Origin of the sequence: Nocardioides panaciterrulae (assembly GCF_013409645.1) — a bacterium.
Taxonomy (GTDB): domain Bacteria; phylum Actinomycetota; class Actinomycetes; order Propionibacteriales; family Nocardioidaceae; genus Nocardioides; species Nocardioides panaciterrulae.
The window spans coordinates 320,624-343,679 of sequence record NZ_JACCBG010000001.1; the positions used below are offsets into that span (position 1 = coordinate 320,624).

The 23,056-nt window shown below is 73.8% G+C and carries 20 protein-coding genes and 1 pseudogene; 12 read left to right on the forward strand and 9 right to left on the reverse strand.

Annotated features, from left to right (window positions below):
* The first annotated feature begins 108 nt into the window (after positions 1–108).
* From BJZ21_RS01545 to BJZ21_RS01555, 4 genes are all read left to right on the forward strand, one after another.
* Positions 109–3,552 carry a bifunctional proline dehydrogenase/L-glutamate gamma-semialdehyde dehydrogenase gene (locus BJZ21_RS01545; protein WP_179662149.1) on the forward strand — a complete coding sequence of 1,148 codons (3,444 nt, stop codon included), beginning with the start codon at positions 109–111 and terminating at the stop codon, positions 3,550–3,552.
* 289 nt (positions 3,553–3,841) lie between these two features.
* On the forward strand, positions 3,842–5,500 hold the full coding sequence (locus BJZ21_RS01550) for an ABC-F family ATP-binding cassette domain-containing protein (protein ID WP_179662150.1): 1,659 nt from the start codon (positions 3,842–3,844) through the stop codon (positions 5,498–5,500).
* Positions 5,501–5,627: 127 nt separating this feature from the next.
* On the forward strand, positions 5,628–5,762 hold the full coding sequence (locus BJZ21_RS21305; RefSeq protein WP_281380810.1) for a hypothetical protein: 135 nt from the start codon (positions 5,628–5,630) through the stop codon (positions 5,760–5,762).
* Positions 5,759–6,901: a Rossmann-fold NAD(P)-binding domain-containing protein gene (locus tag BJZ21_RS01555; RefSeq protein ID WP_179662151.1), complete on the forward strand. Its 1,143-nt coding sequence runs from the start codon at positions 5,759–5,761 to the stop codon at positions 6,899–6,901. The genes BJZ21_RS21305 and BJZ21_RS01555 overlap by 4 nt, the downstream gene beginning before the upstream one ends.
* 16 nt (positions 6,902–6,917) lie before the next feature.
* Here BJZ21_RS01555 and BJZ21_RS01560 read toward each other — a convergent pair whose 3' ends face one another.
* Positions 6,918–7,196 carry a YrhK family protein gene (locus BJZ21_RS01560; RefSeq protein WP_179662152.1) on the reverse strand — a complete coding sequence of 93 codons (279 nt, stop codon included), beginning with the start codon at positions 7,194–7,196 and terminating at the stop codon, positions 6,918–6,920.
* 324 nt (positions 7,197–7,520) lie between these two features.
* Positions 7,521–8,105: a hypothetical protein gene (locus BJZ21_RS01565; protein WP_179662153.1), complete on the reverse strand. Its 585-nt coding sequence runs from the start codon at positions 8,103–8,105 to the stop codon at positions 7,521–7,523.
* 161 nt (positions 8,106–8,266) lie between these two features.
* On the opposite strand from BJZ21_RS01565, the gene BJZ21_RS01570 reads away from it, so the two are divergent.
* Positions 8,267–10,144: a histidine kinase gene (locus BJZ21_RS01570; protein ID WP_179662154.1), complete on the forward strand. Its 1,878-nt coding sequence runs from the start codon at positions 8,267–8,269 to the stop codon at positions 10,142–10,144.
* Positions 10,141–10,812, forward strand: coding sequence for a response regulator (locus BJZ21_RS01575; RefSeq protein ID WP_425490498.1), 672 nt, complete (start codon positions 10,141–10,143; stop codon positions 10,810–10,812). The genes BJZ21_RS01570 and BJZ21_RS01575 overlap by 4 nt, the downstream gene beginning before the upstream one ends.
* A gap of 102 nt (positions 10,813–10,914) precedes the next feature.
* Here the strand turns inward: BJZ21_RS01575 and BJZ21_RS20715 are convergent.
* A pseudogene (locus BJZ21_RS20715) lies at positions 10,915–11,682 on the reverse strand (EamA family transporter); the annotation flags it as partial.
* Positions 11,683–11,766: 84 nt separating this feature from the next.
* Between BJZ21_RS20715 and BJZ21_RS01585 the strand changes: the two are divergent.
* Complete coding sequence (locus tag BJZ21_RS01585) at positions 11,767–12,735, forward strand: LysR family transcriptional regulator (protein ID WP_179662155.1); 969 nt, start codon at positions 11,767–11,769, stop codon at positions 12,733–12,735.
* Here BJZ21_RS01585 and BJZ21_RS01590 read toward each other — a convergent pair.
* The gene (locus BJZ21_RS01590) at positions 12,663–14,093 is read right to left on the reverse strand and encodes a short-chain fatty acid transporter (protein ID WP_218851223.1); all 1,431 of its coding nucleotides are present in this window, start codon (positions 14,091–14,093) and stop codon (positions 12,663–12,665) included. The genes BJZ21_RS01585 and BJZ21_RS01590 overlap by 73 nt on opposite strands.
* A gap of 243 nt (positions 14,094–14,336) precedes the next feature.
* Here BJZ21_RS01590 and BJZ21_RS01595 point away from each other — a divergent pair, with 243 nt between their 5' ends.
* Both BJZ21_RS01595 and BJZ21_RS01600 read left to right on the forward strand, forming a co-directional pair.
* Complete coding sequence (locus tag BJZ21_RS01595) at positions 14,337–15,122, forward strand: heavy metal-binding domain-containing protein (RefSeq protein ID WP_179662156.1); 786 nt, start codon at positions 14,337–14,339, stop codon at positions 15,120–15,122.
* Positions 15,119–15,526, forward strand: a complete 408-nt coding sequence (locus tag BJZ21_RS01600) for a hypothetical protein (protein ID WP_179662157.1) — start codon at positions 15,119–15,121, stop codon at positions 15,524–15,526. Before BJZ21_RS01595 ends, BJZ21_RS01600 begins: the two co-directional genes overlap by 4 nt.
* A 28-nt stretch (positions 15,527–15,554) precedes the next feature.
* Here BJZ21_RS01600 and BJZ21_RS01605 read toward each other — a convergent pair whose 3' ends face one another.
* Positions 15,555–16,466, reverse strand: coding sequence for an MBL fold metallo-hydrolase (locus tag BJZ21_RS01605; protein ID WP_218851225.1), 912 nt, complete (start codon positions 16,464–16,466; stop codon positions 15,555–15,557).
* A 156-nt stretch (positions 16,467–16,622) separates the two neighbouring features.
* Here BJZ21_RS01605 and BJZ21_RS01610 point away from each other — a divergent pair, with 156 nt between their 5' ends.
* Together BJZ21_RS01610 and BJZ21_RS01615 are read left to right on the forward strand one after the other, a co-directional pair.
* Positions 16,623–17,309, forward strand: a complete 687-nt coding sequence (locus BJZ21_RS01610) for a DUF2975 domain-containing protein (protein ID WP_179662158.1) — start codon at positions 16,623–16,625, stop codon at positions 17,307–17,309.
* A complete protein-coding gene (locus tag BJZ21_RS01615; protein WP_179662159.1) occupies positions 17,306–17,542 on the forward strand; it encodes a helix-turn-helix domain-containing protein in 237 nt (78 codons plus the stop codon). The genes BJZ21_RS01610 and BJZ21_RS01615 overlap by 4 nt, the downstream gene beginning before the upstream one ends.
* A 57-nt stretch (positions 17,543–17,599) precedes the next feature.
* Here BJZ21_RS01615 and BJZ21_RS01620 read toward each other — a convergent pair whose 3' ends face one another.
* From BJZ21_RS01620 to BJZ21_RS01635, 4 genes are all read right to left on the reverse strand, one after another.
* On the reverse strand, positions 17,600–18,550 hold the full coding sequence (locus BJZ21_RS01620; RefSeq protein WP_179662160.1) for an oxidoreductase: 951 nt from the start codon (positions 18,548–18,550) through the stop codon (positions 17,600–17,602).
* Positions 18,550–19,365 carry a maleylpyruvate isomerase family mycothiol-dependent enzyme gene (locus BJZ21_RS01625; RefSeq protein WP_179662161.1) on the reverse strand — a complete coding sequence of 272 codons (816 nt, stop codon included), beginning with the start codon at positions 19,363–19,365 and terminating at the stop codon, positions 18,550–18,552. The genes BJZ21_RS01620 and BJZ21_RS01625 overlap by 1 nt, the downstream gene beginning before the upstream one ends.
* Positions 19,366–19,428: 63 nt before the next feature.
* Positions 19,429–20,271 carry an LLM class flavin-dependent oxidoreductase gene (locus BJZ21_RS01630; RefSeq protein ID WP_179662162.1) on the reverse strand — a complete coding sequence of 281 codons (843 nt, stop codon included), beginning with the start codon at positions 20,269–20,271 and terminating at the stop codon, positions 19,429–19,431.
* Positions 20,268–21,188 carry a hypothetical protein gene (locus BJZ21_RS01635; protein WP_179662163.1) on the reverse strand — a complete coding sequence of 307 codons (921 nt, stop codon included), beginning with the start codon at positions 21,186–21,188 and terminating at the stop codon, positions 20,268–20,270. The genes BJZ21_RS01630 and BJZ21_RS01635 overlap by 4 nt, the downstream gene beginning before the upstream one ends.
* 105 nt (positions 21,189–21,293) lie before the next feature.
* Here BJZ21_RS01635 and BJZ21_RS01640 point away from each other — a divergent pair, with 105 nt between their 5' ends.
* Positions 21,294–23,030 carry an NHL domain-containing thioredoxin family protein gene (locus BJZ21_RS01640; RefSeq protein ID WP_343051900.1) on the forward strand — a complete coding sequence of 579 codons (1,737 nt, stop codon included), beginning with the start codon at positions 21,294–21,296 and terminating at the stop codon, positions 23,028–23,030.
* The last annotated feature ends 26 nt before the right edge of the window (positions 23,031–23,056 follow it).

Here is a 23,056-nt window from a genome sequence, read left to right on the forward strand (position 1 = left end):
GCCCTCGGCGCTGACCGCCGGGAGCCGGTACGTCGGGGCATCCGCGCCCGACGCCGCGACGCACGCCGCGTCGAGACCGTCCCGAGTCCCTCCAGAACTGAGACGCCCATGACCACTGAGATCCGTCACCCGCTGCCGACGCCGTCGGCCAACCAGGACCTCGCCGAGGCCTGCGTCGAGCTCGTCCGTCGGTGGTTGCGCGAGGCTGCGCAGATCCCTGACGACGCGGCGGCGAGTCGGTTGGCCGCCGTGCTGCGGGACCCGGCCGGTCTGGACTTCACGGTGGGGTTCGTCGATCGGGTCATCCGTCCGGAGGACGCGCGCGTGGCGGCGCGCAACTTCGCCCTGCTCGCCCGCGACGCCCCGGCCTTCCTGCCGTGGCACCTGCGCGCCGCTGTCCGCCTCGGCGGAGTCGCCGGCCAGATCGCGCCGCGACTGGTGATCCCCGTCGTACGCCGCACGCTGCGCTCGATGGTGTCCCACCTGATCATCGACGCGACGCCGGCGCGGCTGGGCCGGTCCATCGCCGAGGTCAGCAAGCGCGGCGCACGGCTCAACGTCAACCTGCTGGGGGAGGCCGTCCTGGGGCAGGCCGAGGCGGCTCGCCGTCTCCAGGGCACCCGCGACCTGCTGGAACGCGACGACGTCGACTACGTCTCGATCAAGGTCTCGTCCATGGTCGCGCCCCACTCGCCGTGGGCGTTCGACGCCGCGGTCGACCACGTCGTCGCCGAGCTCACGCCCCTGTACCAGCGTGCCGCCGCCGCACCGGGCCGCAAGTTCATCAACCTCGACATGGAGGAGTACAAGGACCTCGACCTGACGATCGCAGTCTTCACCCGCCTGCTCGACCAGCCCGCGCTGCTCGATCTCGAGGCCGGCATCGTGCTGCAGGCCTACCTCCCCGACTCCCTCTCCGCGATGATGCACCTGCAGGACTGGGCGGCCCGGCGGCGCGCCAGGGGCGGAGCCCGGATCAAGGTCCGCATCGTCAAGGGCGCCAACCTGCCGATGGAGCGTGCGGAGGCGTCCCTGCACGGCTGGCCCCTGGCCACGTGGAGCACGAAGGTCGACACCGACACCCACTACAAGCGCGTCATCGACTACGCCTTGCGGCCCGAGCACGTGGCCAACGTGCGGCTGGGTGTCGCCGGGCACAACCTCTTCGACCTGGCCTTCGCCTGGTTGTTGGCCGGCGAGCGCGGCGTTCGCGAGGAGATGGACATCGAGATGCTCCTGGGGATGGCCCAGGGGCAGGCCGAGGTGGTCCGGCGCGAGGTGGGCGACCTGCTGCTCTACACCCCTGTGGTGCACCCCGGGGAGTTCGACGTCGCCATCGCCTACCTCATCCGCCGCCTCGAGGAGGGGGCGAGCAACGAGAACTTCATGTCGGCGGTCTTCGAGCTGCACGACGACTCCGAGCTCTTCGCCCGCGAGGAGATGCGCTTCCGCGCCTCCCTCGCCGCGCTCGACGACTCGGTCCCCGCGCCGCGACGCAGCCAGAACCGCCTCGAGCAGCCGGTCGTCGAGGACCGCTCCGGGTTCTACAACACCCCGGACACGGACCCGTCGCTGGAGCCGAACCGGCAGTGGGGCCGCAACGTCCTCGCGCAGGTCGACGGCTCGACCCGCGGGGTCGACACCGTGCGTGCCTGCACCATCACCGACGAGGACACGCTCGAGCAGGTCCTCGCCACCGCGGTCGCCCAGGCCCCGCACTGGGCAGCGCGTACCGCGGCCGAGCGGGCCGTGGTCCTCGAGGAGGCTGCTCGCGTGCTCGAGCAGCGGCGCGGCGAGCTGGCCGAGGTGATGGCCTCGGAGACCGGCAAGACCCTGGACCAGTCCGATCCCGAGATCTCCGAGGCCATCGACTTCGCCCGCTACTACGCCGAGCTGGCGCGTGGGCTCGAGACGGTCGACGGTGCCACCTTCGTGCCGTGCGCCCTGACGGTCGTGACGCCGCCCTGGAACTTCCCCGTGGCGATCCCGGCGGGATCCACGCTCGCCGCGCTCGCAGCGGGTTCGGCCGTGATCATCAAGCCGGCACCGCAGGCGCGGCGGTGTGGTTCGGTCCTGGTGGAGGCGTTGTGGGAGGCCGGGATCCCTCGCGACGTGCTGCACCTCGTGCACGTCGAGGAGTCCGACCTGGGTCGCCGGCTGGTAGCCGATCCGCGGGTCGACCGGCTGATCCTGACCGGCGGCTTCGAGACAGCCGAGCTGTTCCGCTCGTTCCGCGCTGACCTCCCCCTGCTGGCCGAGACCAGCGGCAAGAACGCCATCGTCGTGACGCCGAGCGCTGACCTCGACCTCGCGGCCGCCGACGTGGCCCAGTCCGCCTTCGGGCACGCGGGGCAGAAGTGCTCGGCGGCCTCACTGGTCATCCTGGTCGGTTCGGTGGGAGAGTCCGAACGCTTCGCCCGGCAGCTGGTTGACGCCGTCTCGTCACTGACGGTGGGCCGGCCGGCGGAGGCCACCACGCAGATGGGACCGATCGTCGAGCCGGCCAGTGGGAAGCTGTTGTCTGCTCTCACCACACTGGGTGCCGGCGAGTCATGGTTGATCGAACCGCAGCGGCTCGACGACACCGGGACCCTGTGGTCACCCGGCGTTCGTGACGGGGTGGTCGCGGGCTCCGAGTTCCACCTGACCGAGTACTTCGGTCCGGTCCTCGGGATCATGAGGGCGGCATCCCTCGAGGACGCCATCGTGCTCCAGAATCGCGTCGACTACGGACTGACGGCCGGTCTGCACTCGCTCGACCGTCAAGAGATCGCCATCTGGCTCGAACGCGTCGAAGCCGGGAACGCCTACGTCAACCGAGGGATCACCGGCGCCATTGTCCGCCGTCAGCCCTTCGGTGGCTGGAAGAAGTCTGCAGTCGGGACCGGGACCAAGGCCGGGGGACCGAACTACCTGTTGGGCCTGGGCGACTGGACTCCGGGCGTAGCCGAGCGTGGGGCGGCCCCGGCCGGCGATGCCCTAGAGCTGTTGGCCTGCGCGTCCGGCTCCGGTGTCGGTGGCGAGGAGCTGATGTCGTTGAGCCGGGCGCTGGAGAGCGACCAGCTGGCCTGGCTCGACCATTTCGGCATCGCGACCGATCCGTCCGCGCTGGAGGCGGAGCGCAACGTCTTCCGCTACCGCCCGCTCCCGGTCGTGGTACGCCGTGCGACCGGAGGTGGCCTGGGCGATCTGATCCGGGTGCTGGCAGCCGGGCGGCGCGCCGGCTCGGCGATGCAGGTGTCAACGGCCGAGCCGCTGCCTGTGCGGCTCGAGTCGATCCTGACCGGTTGGTCGGTGCACCTCACGGTCGAGTCCGACGAGGCCTTCGCTGCGCGGGTGCGGTCGATGGCGTCAGCCCGCGTGCGACTCGTGGGCGGCGATGGACCCGCATTGCTGCGCAGCGTCGACGGCCGTCCCGACGTGTCGGTGCACGCCCAGCCGGTCACCGAGGCCGGCCGGCTCGAGCTGCTGCCCTTCCTGCGCGAGCAGTCCATCAGCATCACGGCCCACCGCTTCGGCACCCCTGACCACCTCACCGATGGCCTGCTGTGACGCAGCCGATCCCCCTCGAAGACGGAGACCTGTCCTGACCATCACCGTTCCGACCACGTCCGCACCTCGCCAGGCGACGGCCGGGTCCCAGGCGCTCGCCAACGCCCAGCACCAGCTGGCGAGGGCAGTCGAGATCCTCGGTCTCGAGGACGGAGTGCACCAGCTGCTGGCCCGGTCGCGGCGCGGCGTACGTCGGCACGCTCGGCGGGCTGGTGCGGGCGCGGGACCGGTCCTGACCGCGGCCCCGCCGGCCAGCTGGGCCCGGGGGCGCGTGTCCTAGGCTCGCCCGATGACCGCCACCCTCGTCGCCAAGGCGCTGTCCGGCGGCCACGGCCACCGGGTGCTGTTCGAGGGGCTGGACCTCACCGTCGCCCCCGGAGACGTGGTCGGCGTGGTCGGCGCCAACGGCGCCGGGAAGTCGACGCTGCTGGGCCTGCTCGCCGGGGCGGCGACGCCGTTCGCGGGCACCGTCGCGTGCGCACCGAGCGACGCCTTCGTCGGCTGGCTGCCTCAGGAGCACGAGCGGGTGCCCGGCGAGACCGTGGCGCAGTACCTGGCCCGGCGTACCGGCGCGGCCGAGGCGACCGCGGCGATGGAGGCCACCGCGGCGGGCCTCGCCTCGGACGAGCCGGCGGCCCACGACGCCTACGCCGTCGCGTTCGACCGGTGGCTGGCGAGCGGCGCGGCCGACCTCGAGGACCGGATCGGGCCGGTGCTCGCCGACCTCGGGCTCGACGCCGGCACCGATGCGCCGATGACCTCGCTCTCCGGTGGCCAGGCCGCGCGCGTGGCGCTGGCCGCGCTGCTGCTCAGCCGGTTCGACGTCGCGCTGCTCGACGAGCCGACCAACGACCTCGACCTCGACGGGCTCGCGCGGCTGGAGGCCTTCGTGCAGGGCCTGCGCGGCGGCGTCGTGCTGGTCTCGCACGACCGGGAGTTCCTGGCTCGGTGTGTCACCCGGATCGTCGAGCTCGACCTGGCCCAGGGACAGGTCACGGTCTACGACGGCGGCTACGAGGCGTTCCTCGAGGAGCGCGCCGTCGGCCGCCGCCATGCCCGGGAGGCCTACGAGCAGTACGCCGAGACCCGCGCCGACCTGGTGGCGCGGGCGCGCACCCAGCGCGAGTGGAGCTCGCAAGGGGTGCGCAACGCGATGCGGAAGAACCCCGACAACGACAAGGTCCGCCGGCGCGCGGCCACCGAGTCGTCGGAGAAGCAGGCCCAGAAGGTGCGGCAGATGGAGTCGCGGATCGCCCGGCTCGAGGAGGTCGAGGAGCCGCGCAAGGAGTGGTCGCTGCAGTTCGGCATCGCCGCGGCGCCGCGGTCGAGCTCGGTGGTCGCCACCCTCAACCAGGCCACCCTCGGACTCGGCGGGTTCGAGCTCGGCCCGGTCTCCGCCCAGGTGAGCGCCGGCGATCGGATCGGCATCACCGGCCCCAACGGGGCCGGCAAGACCACGCTGCTCCGGCTGCTCCTCGGCCACACCGCGCCGGACACGGGCACGGCGTCGCTGGGTGCCTCCGTCGCGGTCGGCGTGATCGACCAGGCCCGCACCGGACTCGACGACGCGCTGCCGCTCGGGGCCGCCTTCGAGGCGGTCGTGCCGGAGCTGACGCAGGCCGAGGTGCGGACGCTCCTCGCCAAGTTCGGCCTGAAGGCCGACCAGGTCACCAGCCGGGTCGACCGGCTCTCGCCCGGCGAGCGCACCCGCGCGGCCATGGCGCTGCTGCAGGCCCGCGGCGTCAACCTGCTCGTGCTCGACGAGCCCACCAACCATCTCGACCTGCCGGCCATCGAACAGCTCGAGCAGGCGCTGGAGGCCTACGACGGCGCGTTGCTGCTGGTCTCCCACGACCGGCGGCTGCTCGCCAACGTGCGCCTCGACCAGCGGTGGCACGTCGACGGCGGCCGGGTCGTCGTCCGGCACGGAGGAGACGGGCCCACCTGACGGGCCCACCTGACGGGAACACCTGACGGGCCGGCCCGACGGCGCCCCTGGGAGGGGGCTCGCTGCCCCGGGAAGGCGTAGTGTCGGGACACGGAGCCATTCAGGCTTCCTCTCAGAGAGTTCCCCCATGAGCGACAAGTCGCCGCGACAGAACATGTCCAAGAAGTCCGGGAAGTCCATCAAGGAGAAGCGCGCGGAGAAGCGCAGCCACGGGGCCGAGGAGACCCTCACGGACAAGATCCACCCGCCGAAGAAGAAGTGACGCTCCTGGGTCTCGGCGTGATCGGCTCGTCCGCGAAGGAGAACGAGCACCGACTGCCGCTGCACCCCGAGCACCTGCCCCACCTGGACGCCGACCTGCGGGCGCGCCTCACGCTCGAGCACGGGTACGGCGCCAGGTTCGGCGTCGCCGACGAGGCGCTCAGCGAGCACGTCGCCGGGTTCGCGTCGCGCGCGGAGATCCTGGCCGACTCCGAGGTGGTGCTGCTCCCGAAGCCGCAACACTCCGACGTCGCGGCGCTCGGCCCCGGGCAGGTGCTGTGGGGCTGGCCGCACTGCGTCCAGGACCGGGAGCTCACCCAGCTGGCCATCGACCGGCGGCTGACCGTGGTCGCCTTCGAGGCGATGAACCACTGGACCCGGGACGGCGGGGTCGGCCTGCACGTGTTCCACAAGAACAACGAGCTCGCCGGCTACTGCTCGGTGCTCCACGCGCTCCAGCTGGCGGGCCTGACCGGGGACTACGGCCGGCGTCTGACCGCGGTGGTGATCGGGTTCGGCGCGACCGCGCGAGGGGCCGTGACCGCGCTCAACGCGCACGGTGTGCACCAGGTCGTGGTGTTGACCAACCGCGCGGTGGCGGCCGTCGGCTCACCGATCCACTCGGTGGTGATCCGGCAGTTCGACCACGAGCCGGACGGTGAGCAGCTGAACCACGTGATCACCGAGCGAGGCCGCGAGCCGTTGGCGGCCTTCCTGGCCGAGCGGGACATCGTGGTCAACTGCACGCTGCAGGACCCCGCCAAGCCGCTGGTGTACCTCCGGACGACCGACCTGGCCGGGTTCCGCCCCGGCAGTGTCATCGTCGACGTGTCCTGCGACCTGGGCATGGGGTTCGACTGGGCGCGCCCGACGAGCTTCGAGGAGCCGGCCTTCGTGGTGGGCGACAACGTCCTCTACTACGCGGTCGACCACAGCCCGTCGTACCTGTGGAGCTCGGCCACCTGGGAGAACAGCAGCGCGTTGCTCCCGTTCCTGCGGCCGATGCTCGAGGGCGGCACCGCCTGGGACGCGGACGAGACGCTGAGCCGGGCCATCGCGATCCGGGACGGGCAGGTGGTCGATCCCGCGATCCTGGCCTTCCAGGGGCGGAGCGTGCACCCGCCGTACGACGCGGCCTGACCGCTAGGCCTGACCGCTAGAAGTCGTTCGCCGGATCCAGCCCGCTCCCGCCGATCCGGCGGATGTGCACCTGTCGCGCGAAGCGGATCACCGGACGGATCAGGAACTCGATGCTGCCGAGCAGGAAGCACCAGGTCGCGGCCATGGTCGTGGACTCCCAGAAGAACAGGATGCTTCCGACCAGGAACCACAGGGCGATGACCACGTCGTTGGCGATGCTGAGCGCTTCGTACCGCTGACGGATGACGAGCTCGTCGTGGCCGATGTCGAGCTTCAGGGCGCTCTGGGAAGTCATGACTCTCCTGGTGTTCGGGGAACTGTGCCAGCCCCTCCGTGCCCGGAGACCACCCGGTTCACGCGTGGGGCACCGGGCGAGCGTCGTCACGTCGCGCAGGAGGGCGCCCCGCCGCGGCGCCCGGCGCGCGTCGCTCCAGCTGGACCGGGTCCGGGAGCGCGGGATAGTCCGTGACGTTTGGGCCCCTTACTGACGCGTAGCGGGGCCGGATCGTCACGGACTACCCCGTCGGATCGCCCGGGCGACCCCGCTCCTGGACCTCGCGGGCTTCCGGCGCCAGCAGCTCGACGCGCGCGGGCATCCCCGGCTGACGGCCGCGGGCGCTCAGCCGGCCCGGCCCGCGACCCGCCGCGTCAACGTCACGCCGAAGGCGACGAGGAACCCGGCGAGCAGCAGCGGCATCGGGCCGGACGCGGCGAACGTGCCGAGGATCCAGAGCGCCGGCCAGAGCCCCAGCAGCCACCTCGGCAGCAGCCCGGTCCGCCACGAGCCGGCGGCCAGCAACGCCACGCCGACGAAGCTCAACACCGTGAAGATCGGGTACGACGGGCCCCAGCGCACCTCCGCGCCGATGGCGACCGAGACGAGCAGCTGCACGAACAGCTCGGTGAGGGCGATCGTGTTCACCCAGACCCCGATCGTGCCGAGCCGGCCGTCCGCGCCGTGCTGCAGCCTGTGGACCCCGAGCGCGAGACCGATCCCCACCAGGGCGAACGGCAGCCCCATGGCGGTGTACCAGTAGTCGGCGGTGTACCTGAAGTCGCCCTCGCTGATCGTGGTGAAGAACGTCCCGACGACCGCGAAGACGACGAGGGGGACGAGGCTGGCGGCCACGGACAGCTGTGCGAGCCGCAGCCAGGTCGCGTCGGACTGCGCCCGGCTCGGAGCGGTGAGGCTGGTGCTGGTCATGGGTCTTCCTTCCTGAGGTGGGGTGTGGTCCCTCAGGACGCTACGAACGCGGCGCCGCCCCGTCGTCCGCCCGCAGACCGACCGCGGGTCCTGCTTGCGGCGTCCTCCTGAAGGAGGACCCCACGGCCGCCCGGGAGACCTACGCTGAGCGGGTGCGGCGCGTGAGCAGGCTTGACGCGGTGGTGGCCCTGGGCTTCGTGCTGGCCGCGATCGCCGAGGCCGTGGCCCGCTACCACGCCACGCCCGCCCTGCTGGCCTTCGACGTCTCCGGGGCGCTGTGGCTCGCCTGCCTCGCGGTACGCCGGGCCCACCCGGTCGTGTCGATCTGCGTGCTCGGCGTCGCCGGCCTGGTCGGGACCACGGTGACGGCGCTGCTGTGGCCCGAGGCCGTGGACGGCGCCGGGGTGTGGATCCTCGCGATGATGCTGGCGTCCTACTCCGTCGGTGCCCACGCGGACGGGAAGGTCGTGGCCCTCGGGGTGCTGCTGCCCCTGGTCGTGGTGGTGGGCGCCGACGCGACCACCCGCAGTGGCTGGGACCGGATCAGCGGCATGCTCTTCGTGAGCGTGTTCGTCGGCCTGATGCCCACGGCGGTCGGCCGGGTGGTGCGGATCCGCAACCAGCGCCTGCGCACCCTCGAGGAGCAGCGCGAGCGGCTCGTGGGGCAGCTGCGCGCCCAGCAGGAGTCCGCGGTGCTGGCCGAGCGCGTGCAGACCGCCGAGAGGTTGCAGCCGGTCCTGGTCGGCGGGCTGCAGGCGCTCGCCGCGCGGGCCGAGTCCGCCGGCGACCCGGACGAGGTCGAGACCTCGGCGCGGGCCCTGCTCCGGCAGACCCGGGAGGAGGTCGTCGCGCTCACCGCGCCGGTGGCGCCGGCCCCGGTCGCGGAGGTCCCCGCCCCCGACCACCTGGCGGCGGTGCGCGCCGCGGCGCAGCCGTGGACGGCCGTCGCGGCCGGCGCGGTGGTGGTCGGGTTGTTCGCGGAGTCGTCCCGGGCGCTCGAGACCACCGCACCGGGCTGGGTGCTGCTGCCGGCCAGCGTGCTGGCCGGCGCACCGCTCGCCCTGGCCTGGCGGCGACCGGTGGCGGCGATCGCCCTCGCCTGGCTCGCGGTGGCGGGGTACTCCCGCCTCGTGGCCCCCCTCGACGGCAGCCTGAGCGAGACCGCCTTCGCGTTCGGGGCGGCGTTCGTGGTGGCCGCGCTCTCCACCCGCCGCCCGGCGATCGTCGGGCTGGCGGTGTGCTGGCTCGGCCAGGTGCTCGGTGTGGGCACCGCGGACCCGCTCGGTGCGGTGACCGTGCTGCTGGTGTGCTGGCTGGGCGGGCTCGCCGTCCACGAGGCGAGCCGGCTGGTCGAGCAGACCCGGGCGAACAACGACCTGCTCGCCCGGCAGGAGGCGACCGCCTCCGCGCGGGCGGTCGTCGAGGAGCGGTTGCGGCTGGCGCGCGAGCTCCACGACGCGATCGGCCACAGCCTCACGGTCGTGGCGCTGCAGGCCGGCGCCGCCCGCCGGCTCGCGGCCGCCGACCCCGAGCGGGCCTGCGAGGTGATGCGGACCGCCGCCGCCGCGGCCCGCGCCGGCGTGGCGTCGCTGGCCCTGGACGCGGAGGCGGCCGACGCCGCGGCCCTCGTCGAACGGGTCCGCGCCACCGGCCTGGAGATCGAGGCCGACCTCGACGAACCGCTCGACCCGGCCCAGCGGCTGATCGCCTTCCGCGTCGTGCAGGAGGGACTGACCAACGTGCTCCGGCACGCGCCCGGCGCGCGCGCGTCCGTCGCGGTGCGCCGCACGGCGGAGGGGCTGGAGATCGTGGTGGCCAACTCGGCGCCGGTCGCCCCCGGCTCCGGTCCGGGCACCGGCCGCGGGCTCGCCGGCCTGCGGGAGCGCGTCACCGCCGCCGCGGGCCGACTGACCTGGCGGAACCGCGAGGACGGCGGGTTCGAGGTGCGCGCGCTGCTGCCCGCGGGGCCGGTCGTGGGGCCGGTCGGGGCGCCCGTGGCGGGGGCCGTTGCGGGGCCCGTCGTGGTGTCGGCGTCGTGACCGCGCCGACGATCGGGGTGGCGCCGACGATCGGGGTGGCGCTGGCCGACGACCAGCCCCTGGTGCGCAGCGGGCTGAGGATGATCGTCGAGGGCGAGCCGGACCTGCGGGTGGTCGGGGAGGCCTGCGACGGCGCAGCGGCGGTCGAGCTGGTCGCGGCCACCGGGCCCGACGTACTCCTCCTCGACGTGCAGATGCCCGGGGTCGACGGGCTCGCGGCGATGGAGCGGATCGCGGCGGCCGGCGCCGCGACCCGGGTGCTGATGCTGACGACGTTCGACCTCGACGAGTACGTCTATCGCGCCATGCGCGCCGGCGCGGCGGGCTTCCTGCTCAAGGACATGCCCGGCGAGGACATCGTCACAGCGATCCGCCAGGTCGCCCGCGGCGTCGACGCGCTGCTGGCGCCGGCCCTGACCCGCCGCCTGGTCGACAGGTACGCCGGGGCGCCGCCGCGCGCCGTCGCCACGGAGCTCGGGCGGCTCACCGAGCGTGAGACCGAGGTGCTCGGGCTACTGGGCCGCGGGCTGTCGAACGCCGAGATCGCGGCCGAGCTGTTCATCGGCGAGACGACGGTGAAGACCCACGTCGCCCGGGTGCTGATGAAGCTCGGCCTGCGCGACCGGGTCCAGGCCGCGATCCTCGCGCTCGAGAGCGGCCTGGCCTGAGGGTCGGTCGGGTCGGGCCCCGCTGCGCTCGGCGCCGATGCCGGCGGCCACCACGAAGCCGACGCCCGCCACCGCGAGCGGGTTCGGCGCCTGGTGCAGCGCGACGAATCCGATCACCAGCGCGAACCCGGGCTCGAGCGCCATCAGGGTGCCGAAGGCGCCGGTGCTGAGGCGTCGCAGTGCGAGCATCTCCAGGCTGAACGGCACCACCGGCAGCAGGATCGCGAGGCCGAGCCCGGCGAGCAGAAGCTCCGGGCTGAGCCGCCCGATCACCTCGGGCCCGGCCACCACCGTGGCGACCACGGCGGCCACCGGCATGGAGATCGCCAGCCCGCCCACGCCGCTGACCGCGTCCCCGATCCGCTGGGTCAGCAGGATGTACGCCGCCCAGCAGCCGGCCGCCCCGAGCGCGAACCCGACCCCGACCGGGTCCACGGCGCCGGCCCACGGCTGGGTCAGACACAGCACGCCGACCCCGGCCAGGGCGGCCCACGCCCGGGCGGGACCCCGGCTGCGGGTCGAGGCGACGCCCAACGGGCCGAGGAACTCCAGGGCGCTGGCGGTGCCGAGCGGCAGCCGGGTGACCGCGGCCATGAAGAGCAGCGTCACCCCGGCGGTGACCACGCCGAGGGCCGCGCCGGCCCGCAGCGTCTCGCGGCTGAACGACGAGGGGCGCGGCCGCACCACCACGAGCAGCAGCACGCCGGCCCAGAACAACCGGAGCCACGCCGTGCCCGCCGCGCCGACCTGGCCGGCCAGCCCCACCGAGGCGGCGAGGCCGAGCTGGACGCAGAGCATCGACGCCACCGCCATCGAGGAGCCGGCGCGGGCGGAGGAACGGGCGGAGGGGTGGAGGGAGCGGCGCGACATGCCCACCAGTGAACGCGCCCACGCTGTTCACGTCCACGTGATCGGACTGGACAGTGTGTTCACGAGAACTGAACAATCGACCGCATGGACCTGCGCCGCCTGCAGATGCTGCTCGAGCTCTCCCGGCTCGGCTCGATGCACGAGGTTGCGGCCGAGCTGGGCACCAGCACGTCGAACGTCTCCCAGGCGATCGCGGCGCTGGCCCGGGACGCCGGGACGGCGCTGGTCGAGCCCGACGGCCGGCGCGTGCGCCTGACGCCGGCCGGCCGCCGGCTGGCGGAGCACGCGGTCTCCATCCTCGCGGCGGTCGAGGCCGCGCGTCTGGACCTGGACCCGACCGCCGAGCCGATCGGCGTGGTGCGGGTGGCTGGGTTCGCGACCGCGATCCGGCGCTCGCTGGTGCCCGCCCTCGACGACCTCGCGCGGACCCATCCCGGCGTCGAGGTGCGGCTGCGCGAGCACGAGCCGCCGGAGGCCCTGGAGCTGTTGGATCGCGACGACGTCGACCTCGCGCTCGCCTACGACTACGACCTCGCCCCCGCCTCCTGGCGCAGCGACCACGACGTCAGCGCGCTCTGGGCGGTCGAGTGGGGGCTCGGCGTGCCGACCCCCGAGCGGCGGGCGCCGTTCGCGGCCTACGCCGGCCGCGACTGGATCGTGAACTCCCGGCACACCGCCGACGAGGAGGTGCTGCGCACGCTCGCGTCGATGGCGGGCTTCACGCCCCGGGTGGTGCACCGGGTGGACGCGCTGGACCTCGTCGAAGACCTCATCGCGGCCGGCCGGGGCGTCGCGCTGCTGCCCCGGGGCCGGACGTCCCGGCGCGGCGTGACGGTGCGGCCGCTCACCGAGCCCCGGGTGCGCCTACGTGCCTACGCCGTGACCCGGCGGGGCCGGGACCGGTGGGCGCCGCTGCGGGCGGTGCTGGAACGACTCGCCGGGCCTGCCGGCGGCGGCTCGGAGCCGCCGCCGGCCGGCGCTCACAGGAAGGGCATCGCCAGACAGGCGGCGCCGAAGACGACCAGCCCGATCAGGAACGCGGGCACCGTGTAGCCCATCACCTGGCGGACGTTGAGCCGGGCGATCGCCAGCACCGGCAGCAGCCAGAACGGCTGGATCATGTTGGCCACCGCCTCGCCGGCCGCCACCGACATCGAGACCTTGCCGAGGTACTCCGGCGAGGTCTGGTGCAGCTGCACCGCGGCGCTGACCGCGACGGGTCCCTGCACGCCCCAGTGACCGCCGCCGGAGGGCACGAAGAGCGAGATGATCAGCGAGCCGAGGTAGTTGAAGAACGGCAGCGTGGTGGCCGTGGCGCCGGACACCAGCGCGGTGGCGATCACCGCCTGCAGCGGGCGGACGCCGTGGGCGGGCGCGTAGGCGAGCAGCCCGATGATGCCGCCGTACAACGGGTACTGCAGGAGCAGCGGGCCGGACGTCTTGGCCGCGGTGGTGAACGACCGGATGAACCGGATCGGCGTCCAGTGCAGCAGCGCGGCGAGGATCGTGAAGAGCATGACCATCGAGCCGATGTTGAGCGCGAACCCGCTGTGCACGAAGTACGCCGCACCGGCGAGGAAGAAGATCACGTTGAGGACCCAGAGGTTCTCCAGCCGCTGGGCGAACGTGGTCGGGCGGCCGGTGTCCGGCGTGGCGTCCGCGTCGAGCTCGAAGACGGCCGGGTCGATCTCGGGTGCGTCGCTGGGGGACATGCGCAGGATCGCGAACGCCAGCGCCACGAACGCCACCAGCACGGCCAGGTAGCTGTAGGGCTGGAACACCGTGAGGCTCAGCGGGACGGTCTGGTGGGTGACCGAGTAGATGACGTTGAGCGGGCTGGAGGTGTCGGTGTTCGCCAGCGCGATCGAGCTGGACAGGCCGTTGGTCCACAGCATGTAGCCCATGTAGCCGGCCGCGACGATGTACCCGAAGTTCGCGCCCCGCAGCCGGGCGGCGATCTGGCGGGCCAGCAGCGCGCCCACGACCAGGCCGAGTCCCCAGTTCAGCAGGCTGGCCACGGCCGCGCACACGAAGCACAGCAGGGCGCCCTGGGTCTGGGTCCGCGGCTTGCTCGCCAGCCAGGTCAGCCCGCGCTTGACCGGCGGGGCCTCGGCCAGCGTGTAGCCGCTGACGAGGATCAGCACCATCTCCATGGCGAACGCGAAGATGTTGCTCGGCCCCCACACCCCGGCGTACCAGCCGTCGACGACGCCGGTCACGGTCGCGCCCGGGACGAACACGAAGACCATCGCCACCACGAGCAGGGTCAGGATGATCGCGAACAGGTAGGGATCCGGCATCAGCTGCTCGACGTAGCGGACGCACAGGCGGGTGAACCGCTGCATCGGGGTCTGCCGGTCTCGCCCGGCGGTGGGGGGCGCCTCCGGTTGCTGCTGCTGGCTGGTGCTCATCTCGGGCTCCTGACGTGTCTACCCACGGGGGTGGGCGGCCTCCCCGAGCGGGGTGCCGGTCAGCACGGCACCTTAGCGAGGCGACGCCCGGACCGGACCGGAGGTACGACGAGTTCCGGGGGGTCGTGGAAGCGCCCGGGGAGTGAGCTGGGCCATACTCGGTCCGGGCGGCCCCGGGTCGAGGCCGCCCGAGTTCGCGACCCGACGGGACGAGCCCTCCTCACGAGCGGCCCAGGAGCCTCGATGTCCGAGCTGCAGCCCGACGCCATCGCCTCCGCCCGGCTGGGCGAGGTCGGGAAAGTGTGGACCTCCGACCTCTCGGTCAGCGAGTTCGCGCTGCTCGACACCGCCGGGTTCGCGCCGCGCGAGTTCGTGATGGGCTCCTCGGTGTTCCACATCGGCTGGCAGCAGCAGAACCTCCGCCAGTCCGTCGAGCTCCAGGTGCTCAGCCAGGCGATGTACACCGCCCGCATGAACGCCATGGGCCGGATGCTCGCCGAGGCCGAGCAGGTGGGTGCCGACGGCGTCGTGGGCACCAGGCTGACCTTCCGCCAGCACGGGCTGAGCGCGGACCACATCGAGTTCATCGCGGTCGGCACCTCGGTGGTCTCCAAGGACGACCCCGGCGCCTACCGCCGCCCCGACGGGAAGCCGTTCACCAGCCACCTCAACGTGCAGGACTTCTACACCCTGCTGCAGACCGGTCACGTGCCGGTCGAGTTCGTCATGGGTGTCTGCGTCTGGCACGTGGCGGCGCAGGGGCTGCTGCAGACCCTGAAGCAGATCGGGCGCAACGTGGAGATGCCGCAGTGGACCCAGGGCTACTACGACGCCCGGGAGCTCGCGCTGACCCGGATGCAGCAGGAGGCCGAGCGGGTGCAGGCCGACGGCGTCACCGGCGTCGAGTGGTCCGCCTCGGAGTGGATGTGGGGCACCCACACGCTGGAGTTCTTCACCTCCGGCACCGCGGTGCGCAAGGTCGGCAGCGGCAACGCTGTGACGCCGACGCTGGTCCTGCCGCTGTCATGACCTTCCAGCCGCCGGAGGGGTACGTCGACCCGACGGACGAGCAGCAGGTGACGGCCGTCCTGGCGTCGGTGCTGCGCGCCCTCGGTGTTCCCGGCCTCGGGGACCTGATCGGCCGGATCCCGGGCAGCCGGGTGGAGGCGGCACGACCCGGGGGGCTGTTCAGGGCCGCCGTGCCGGCCTCGGTGTGGCTCGACGCCGAGCACCAGCTCGTGCTCACCGACCCGGCGGTGCTCGCGCACGTCGTCGGCGGTGTGGTGCTCGCCCGGGACCCGCTGCCCCCGGGCCGGCTGCCCGGCGCGCTCGCCCCGCTGCTGGTGACGACCGTGCTCGACCAGGGGAGCCAGCCGGAGGCGGCGGTGGTGCTGACCGCGGCCCGCGAGTCCTCCGAGCGGTGGCAGCCGTAGCCGAGCTCGCGGCCGGCCGCCGCGGGACCTAGCGACGGCGCCACAGGTCCCGCGCGCGACCGGCGGCCGCGCGCGCCAGCAGCGGCAGCTGTGCCCGCACGCCCATCCCGTGGAAGAGGATGAAGTCGTCGAAGCGGTGCACGCCCGGCCGGCCGGCGACCGAGACGGCCGCGTCGCGGAGCGCGCGCAGCTGGGCCACCGTCATCTGCAGCGGCGGCTCGTCCGGCTGGTAGCGGCAACCGAAGTGGTAGTCACGCCGTGGCTCTCGGGTCATCTCGATGTGGCACCCGAGCACGTGCGTGACTGTGCGCGCCTCGGTGAGCTCGACCAGCCGGTCCATGCTGTCGACGAACGCCGGGAAGTCGGTGACGTAGATCCGGCCGGGGTAGACCGAGTCGCCGGTGAACAGCAGGCCGGTCCGCTCGTCGTGGAGCGCGAGGGAGGCGGCGTGGTGGCCGGGTATGCCGGTCAGCTCGAGGCGTCGCTGCCCGAGGTCGAGTTCGACGACCTGGTCGGGCCACCGGGTGAAGCCGAAGAACGCCTGCACGTCCTCCGCCGACCTGCCGACGACCACGGTGTCCGGACGGTCCGCGAAGGACGCGTCACCGGCCACGTGGTCGCCGTGACCGTGGGTGTGGGCCACCACGAGCTGGTAGCCGGGGCGGGGGTGCTCGGTCAGCCAGTCGTCGACCAGCCGGTCGACGGCCTGCCGCAGCGTGGAGTCCTCCACCGCGCCGGTGTCGAGCAACAGCGCCCGTTCGGTGCCGAGCAGGAGGAAGACGAACGGCGCCTCGAAGGTCGCGTCCTTGCTCTGGCGCAGGATCACGGTGTCGTCGCGATACCGGTGCGCCTGGAGGGGCGGATCGGTCCGGTGCCGGCGCGACCGTGATCCATGGATCCACCGCACGTCCATGCTGCCGGTCCTCGCCTCACTGCTCACGGCCGCGACCCTCTCACGGCCGCGACCCTCTCACGGCCCCGCGCTCCGCAGGGCTGGTTCTGCGTCGTCCGACCGCTGATCCGACGGTTTCGCACACGCGGCGCCACCGGCCTGCATATCGTTTCTCGTTGTAACGACGAACGATATGGAGTGCTCATGGGACAGCGTCCGCAGCGCGACCCCTTCGGTCCCGTCGAGGTGGTCGTCAACTGGCTGTTGTGGCTCGTCGTGGGCGGGTTCCTCGCGTGCTTGGCGGTCGCCGCGCTCCAGGTGGCGACAGGACACTCGGTGTCCGTGTCCTACGCGACGATCGGCGACGACGACAGCTGCGTCGTGGCTGCCGGCGGCTCCTCGGTGCCGATCGTCTACCGCTCCGGCCCGGGCTACCGGCCGAGCGAGGGCGTCTACGGTCTGCGCCACTCGGAAGCCTCGGCGAGCAGCGACACGTGGCGGATCTGCCTGAGCGACGCGACCTGGTGGCAATGGAGCGCGGCGCGGGTCGAACCGGTCGGCCAGCTGGCGTTCGTCGTGGTCTCGCTGCTGCTCATCCGCAGGACGATCTGGGTGGCGCGCACCGCCGGGATGTTCACGCCGGAGACCGCACGCCGGACCCGCCGGCTCGGCTGGTTCGTCCTCGCCTGGAGCCTGACTTGGCCGTTCCTCGCCGCCGCAGGCCGCGGGGTGGTGATCTCCGCGGCGGTCCGCCACCAGTCGTGGGTCCGGGAGCTCACCCATCCGCACATCTCGCTCGTGCTGGTCGTGGTCGGCGTTGGGATCCTGACCTTCGCGCGGATCCTGCGACTGGCCGTGCCGCTGCAGGAGGAGGTCGACGCGACCGTATGACGCCCGCGAAGCAGGCCGGCCCCGACGGCCAGGTCGTCGTGCACCTCGACCGGCTCCTCGCCGAGCGCGGGATGACGCTCACCGAGCTCGCCGACCGCGTCGGCATCACCGTCGTCAACCTCTCGGTGCTGAAGAACGGGCGCGCCAAGGCCGTCCGCTTCTCGACGCTGGCCGCCATCTGTGACGCGCTCGACTGCCAGCCGGGCGACGTCCTCACCGTCCGCCGCACGTGACGGCCCGCGCCGTCAGGTCCGCGGCACCCCGCACGATTCAGGCCGGTTCAGGGCGGCTCAGGGGTAGCGGAGCCCCGTCGTCTCCTCGCTGAGCTCCCACAGCCGGCGCTGCGCGACCTCGTCGTGCGACAGCCGGGAGCTGCCGACCACCCGGGGCGCACCCCGCACCTCGCCGGGGCCCCCCGGCCCGCAGTAGGTGCCGCCGGGCAGGTCCGCGGTGGCGGCCATCAGCAGCGGCCAGGCGCCCGCAGTGGCCGGCTGGGAGACCGCCCTCACCCCGGCGTCGAGGATCGAGGCGAGGCCGCCGCTGTTGCGGCCGAACCATCCGTTGACCACCAGGTGGGTGCCGGCGAAGCCGGGGTGCGCGGCGAGCGCCCGGACCGGCAGCTCGGCGCGCCGGCAGCGCCGGTCGAGCTCGTGGGTGAAGAGCAGGTTGGCCAGCTTGGACTGCCCGTAGACCGGCCACCGGGAGTAGCGGCCGCGCTGCTGGAGCGGGTCGCCGAGGGGCGCCGACCGGGCGACCCGGTGCATCAGCGAGCTGACCGTGACCACGGTGGCCGCCGCGCTCGCGGTCAGCTGCGGCAGCAGCAGGCCGGTCAGCAGGAACGGGCCGAAGTGGTTGGTGGCCATCTGCGACTCGAGCCCGTCGGCCGTGCGGTGGTAGGACGGGGCCATCACGCCGGCGTTGTTGACCAGCACGTCGATCGGGCCCAGGCCGGCGGCCTCGGCCGCGGCCCGTCGCACCGACGAGAGGTCGGCGAGGTCGACGACCAGCTGTTCCAGCTCGGCCTCGGGGACCTCTCCGGTGATGGTGCGGGCGGTCGCGGCGAGCCGCTCGGGCCGCCGGCCCGCGAGCACCACCCGCGCACCCCGACGGGCCAGCTCCAGGGCCGTGTGGTGTCCGAGGCCGCCGACGGTGGTGCCGGTGACCAGGACCGTCCGCCCGGCCTGGTCCGGGATGTCCGCGAGCTGCCAGGCGTCGACCGGGCCGGTCTGCGGCGCCGGCATCAGGGCGTCACCGCGAACGACGCGAGGATCCGGCGGCCGAGATCCTGGTCGCCGCTGACCTCCACACACCCCGGGTCGGGCTCGCGGCGACCGCCGGCGAGCACGATGAACGCCTCGCGCTCCAGCCGCAGGCACACGGTGGGCTCGGTCGGCATCTCGGCCAGCGGCTCGCCGCGGCCGTCCGCGCCGACGACGTACGCCACCGGGGGCTGGCCGCCGACGTCAAGCACTGCGGTCGTGCCCGCCGGGGCACCCGCTCGCTTGGCGAGCACGAAGCCGAGGCTCTCCGCGAGGTAGGCCGCGGTGTGTCGGGCCCCGGCCGAGTCCATCCCGCCGGGCAGGTCCACAGCCCGGCGGATGTCCTGCTCGTGCATCCACACGTCCAGCGGACGGTTGCGCAGCAGCCGCTCCCAGTCCCACGGCACCTCACCGAAGATGCGCGCGGGCCGCGCGGACCCGTCGGTTGGCGGGTCGGCCAGCAGCGCGGTGTGCCGGGCGGTGGCGGCCTCCCGGATCTCGTTGAGCAGCTCGTCGGGCGTGCGGTCGCGGCGGGCGACCACGCCCTGCTCGAGGTAGACGCCCATCGGGCCGCGCACGTGGGCGGCCTCGCCGATCTCGACCTGCTCCTCGGGCGCGCCGGCGAGGACCGCCTCGAGGTGGGCGAGGTGGGCGGCCACCGCGTGCACGTCCCAGCCCGGCAGGTCGGTCGGCGTCCGCCACCGGTCGGCCGGCACCTGCTCGAGCAGGTCGAGGAGGTCGTTGACCGCCTGCCACCAGGTGTCGACATAGCCGGCAAGCCGTCCGCGATCGGTCATGCGGGGCAGCCTAGAAGGTGCCTCCGGCCGCCAGGTCGGGCGGCACCCGGTCGGGGGCGCCGCTCAGTCCGTCGTGGGCGGTCCCGCCTCCACCCGCCGGCGCACGCTGGACAGGTCGGCGGCCGGGTCGAACGACCGGACCCACCAGGTCACGCCCACCTCGGCGTACGCCGCGGGCGGGTGCTTCGGCTCCTCGTCGGGCTGGAGCCACAGCACCCCGTCGTACTCCGCGTCCTCGCGGTCGGTCCCGGCGCGGGCGTCGCGGACGACGTTGAGGCAGGCGGCGAACTCCTCGGGGGAGGGGACGGCGAAGCCGGGCCACAGCGGCACCACGCCGTCCCACCGGGCGGCGCGCTGCAGCGGCCGGCGGTGCGGCCACCTGCCCGCCACCCAGACCGGGACGCGCTCCTGCGCGGGGGCGGCGTGGAGCTGGACCTCACGCACGTCGAACGCGGCGCCGTGGTGGGTGACGGGGGCGTCCTCGGTCAGCAGCCGTTGCAGCAGCCCCAGCGACTCGTCGAGCACCGCCGCCCGGTCGCGGGCGGGCGCGGGGTCGCCGACCGGCGCGAAGTCGAGGTCGTCGCCGTTGCCGACGCCCAGCACGAACCGGCCGCCGGAGAGGAGGTCGAGCGAGGCGATCTCGCGCGCCACCTTCCACGGTCGGCGCCGGGCCAGCGGCATGACCAGCGGCCCGAACCGGACCCGGCTCGTGGCCAGCGCGATCGCGGTCAGCGCGACGGTCGTGTCCGCGACGCCGCGGCCGACCGGGTCGTAGAGCATGTGGTCCCAGCAGAAGACCCCGTCCCACCCGGCCTGCTCCGCGGTCGCCGCGAGCTCACCGATCGTGCGCGCGTCGAGGTCGCCGAACGTGGGCAGGCTGACGGCGGTGCGCAGGGGCTGGGTCACCCGCGCAGCATAGGCGCGTGCGCGGTGCCGCCGTGGTCCACGACGTACCGGCCCTCCTCCCGCTCCTCGCCGGCGTGCCCCGGCCAGGCCCGCGCGTCGGCCACCACGTGACCGGCGGGCAGGATCCGGCGCAGGCCCAGGTACGTCGCCGAGGCGAGCGCCTCGGTGTCCAGGCCCAGCTCGCGCAGCCGCTCCACCACCGGGTGGTCGCCGAGCGTGAGCGAGGCGGAACGGCGGCCGGTGCGCCCCAGCCGCCACCCGGTCGCGGGCGAGCGCGTCTCCAGCAGGGCGCCACCCAGCGAGGAGTAGAGCACCCACGGCTGGTGCACCCGGGCCATCCGGCCGCCGGGACGCACCCGCAGGCTCAGGATCGACTGCTCGCCCTCGGAGACGACCACCGCCTGCTCCTTCGGTGCGTCCAGGAACGCCAGGTCGGCCATGAACGCCGGGAAGCCGAACCCCTCCCGCGCCAGGTCGCGGCCCTCGATGGTCGTCACGGCCGCGTCCGCGACGAAGCTGCCGACCTTCAGCTGCTCCGAGGCGAGCATCGCGACCCCCGGCGGCAGCACGTGCCGCGACACCAGCGGGGAGATCAGCAGCTCGGCGTAGGGCGCGAGCCGCACCGCGCCACCGTCCGCCGCCGCCGTCACGTCGAGGTAGCGCAGCGCGGCCACCTCGATCGCCGCGCGGCCGTCGAACCAGCGCACCGGCACGATCTCCCGGCTCGGCAGCGCCTCGCGCACCGCGTCGTACGACGCGAGGTGGACCGAGAAGAAGCAGTCCACCCGGTGGTAGAACACCGGCAGCTCGACGACCCGGCCCGCGACCACCACGCGCCCCTGTCCGCCGGCGTAGCCGTAGGGCTGGCGCTCGGGACCGTGCAGGGGCCCGGTCGCCTGCTCGAGCGGCATGGTCATCGCGGCTCCTCTCGCCTGCCCCCTCGTCCCACCTCTGCTGGTCTTCACGCTGCGTCGCCGGCCCCTGCCGACACAGGGCCGATGGTCACCCCGGAGAATGGCGGGGTGCGTGTACGTGCCCCTGAGCTCCGTGGCCGCGGCTGGCTGAACACCGGCGGCAAGGACTACTCGATCGCGGACTTCCGCGGTCGCCACGTCCTCCTCGACTTCTGGACCTTCTGCTGTGTGAACTGCCTGCACGTCCTCGACGAGCTGCGCCCGGTGGAGGAGAAGTACGCCGAGGAGCTCGTCGTCGTCGGCGTGCACTCGCCGAAGTTCGTGCACGAGGCCGACCCGGTCGCGCTGGCCCAGGCGGTCGAGCGCTACGGCGTGCACCACCCGGTGCTCGACGACCCCGAGCTGGTCACCTGGCAGGCCTACACCGCCCGCGCCTGGCCGACGCTGGTGCTGGTCGACCCCGAGGGGTACGTCGTGGCGCAGTACGCCGGCGAGGGCCACGCCCACGCGATCGACGCGCTGCTGGCCGAGCTGGTCGAGGAGCACCGCGCGAAGGGCACGCTCCGGTCCGGCGACTCGCCGTACGTCCCGCCGGTCGTGGAGCCCACCGACCTGCGCTTCCCGGCCAAGGCGGTGCGCCTCGACGACGGCCGGGTGCTGGTCGCGGACGCCGGCCACGACGAGGTGGTCGAGCTCGACGCCGAGGACCGCGTGCTGCGGCGCCTCGGCGGCTTCAAGGAGCCCAACGGCCTGTGCCTGCTGCCGGCCGACGTCGCCGCCGGGGTCGGGTACGACGTCGTCGTCGCCGACACCGTCCACCACCAGCTGCGGGGCATCGAGCTGGCCTCGGGCGAGGTCCGGGTGCTCGCCGGAGACGGCACCCAATGGATGCAGGGCGACGGCACCGGCCGGCTGTCGAGCCCGTGGGACGTGGCCTGGTGGCAGGACCGGGTCTGGATCGCGATGGCCGGCATCCACCAGGTGTGGACCTTCGACCCCCGCACCGGCGCGGTCGAGGTGGCGGCCGGCACCACCAACGAGGGGCTGCTGGACGGGCCGGCGCCCGAGGCGTGGTTCGCCCAGACCAGCGGGCTGGCCCCGGCCGGCGACCGGCTGTGGCTGGCCGACAGCGAGACCTCCTCGCTGCGGTGGATCGACCCGGCCGGCGTCCACACCGCGGTCGGCTCGGGCCTCTTCGACTTCGGCTTCCGCGACGGCGCGGCCGAGCAGGCGCTGCTGCAGCACCCCCTCGGCGTCACGGTCCTGCCCGACGGCAGCGTCGCGGCCTGCGACACCTACAACGGGGCGGTCCGCCGCTACGACCCGGCCTCCGGCGAGATGTCGACGCTGGCGACCGGCCTGGCCGAGCCCAGCGGGTCGTTCGTCGACGGCGACCTGCTCGTGGTGGTGGAGTCCGGCGCGCACCGGTTGACCCGGCTCCCGCTCGGCACCGCCGCCACGCGGACCGAGGGATTCGCCCATTCCACGCAGCGACCGGTCACCGAGGTGACCGGGGCACTGGAGCTGGTCGTGACCTTCCAGCCGCCGCCCGGCCAGAAGGTCGACGACCGGTTCGGGCCGTCGTCGCAGCTGATCGTCGAGGCGACCCCGCCCGCACTGATCCGTGACGGCGGCGGCCGGGGCAGCGACCTGGTCCGCCGGCTCACCCTCGACCCGACCGTGGGGGAGGGCGTGCTGCACGTCGCGGCCCGGGCCGCCTCCTGCGACGAGGACGGCGGCGAGGGCGCCGCCTGCCGGATGCACCAGCAGGACTGGGGCGTTCCGGTCCGGGTCGGCGCCGACGGTGAGGCGTCCCTGGTGCTGCCCCTGGGCGGCGCCGGCTGAGGCCGCGCCGGCTGAGGTCGCGCCGC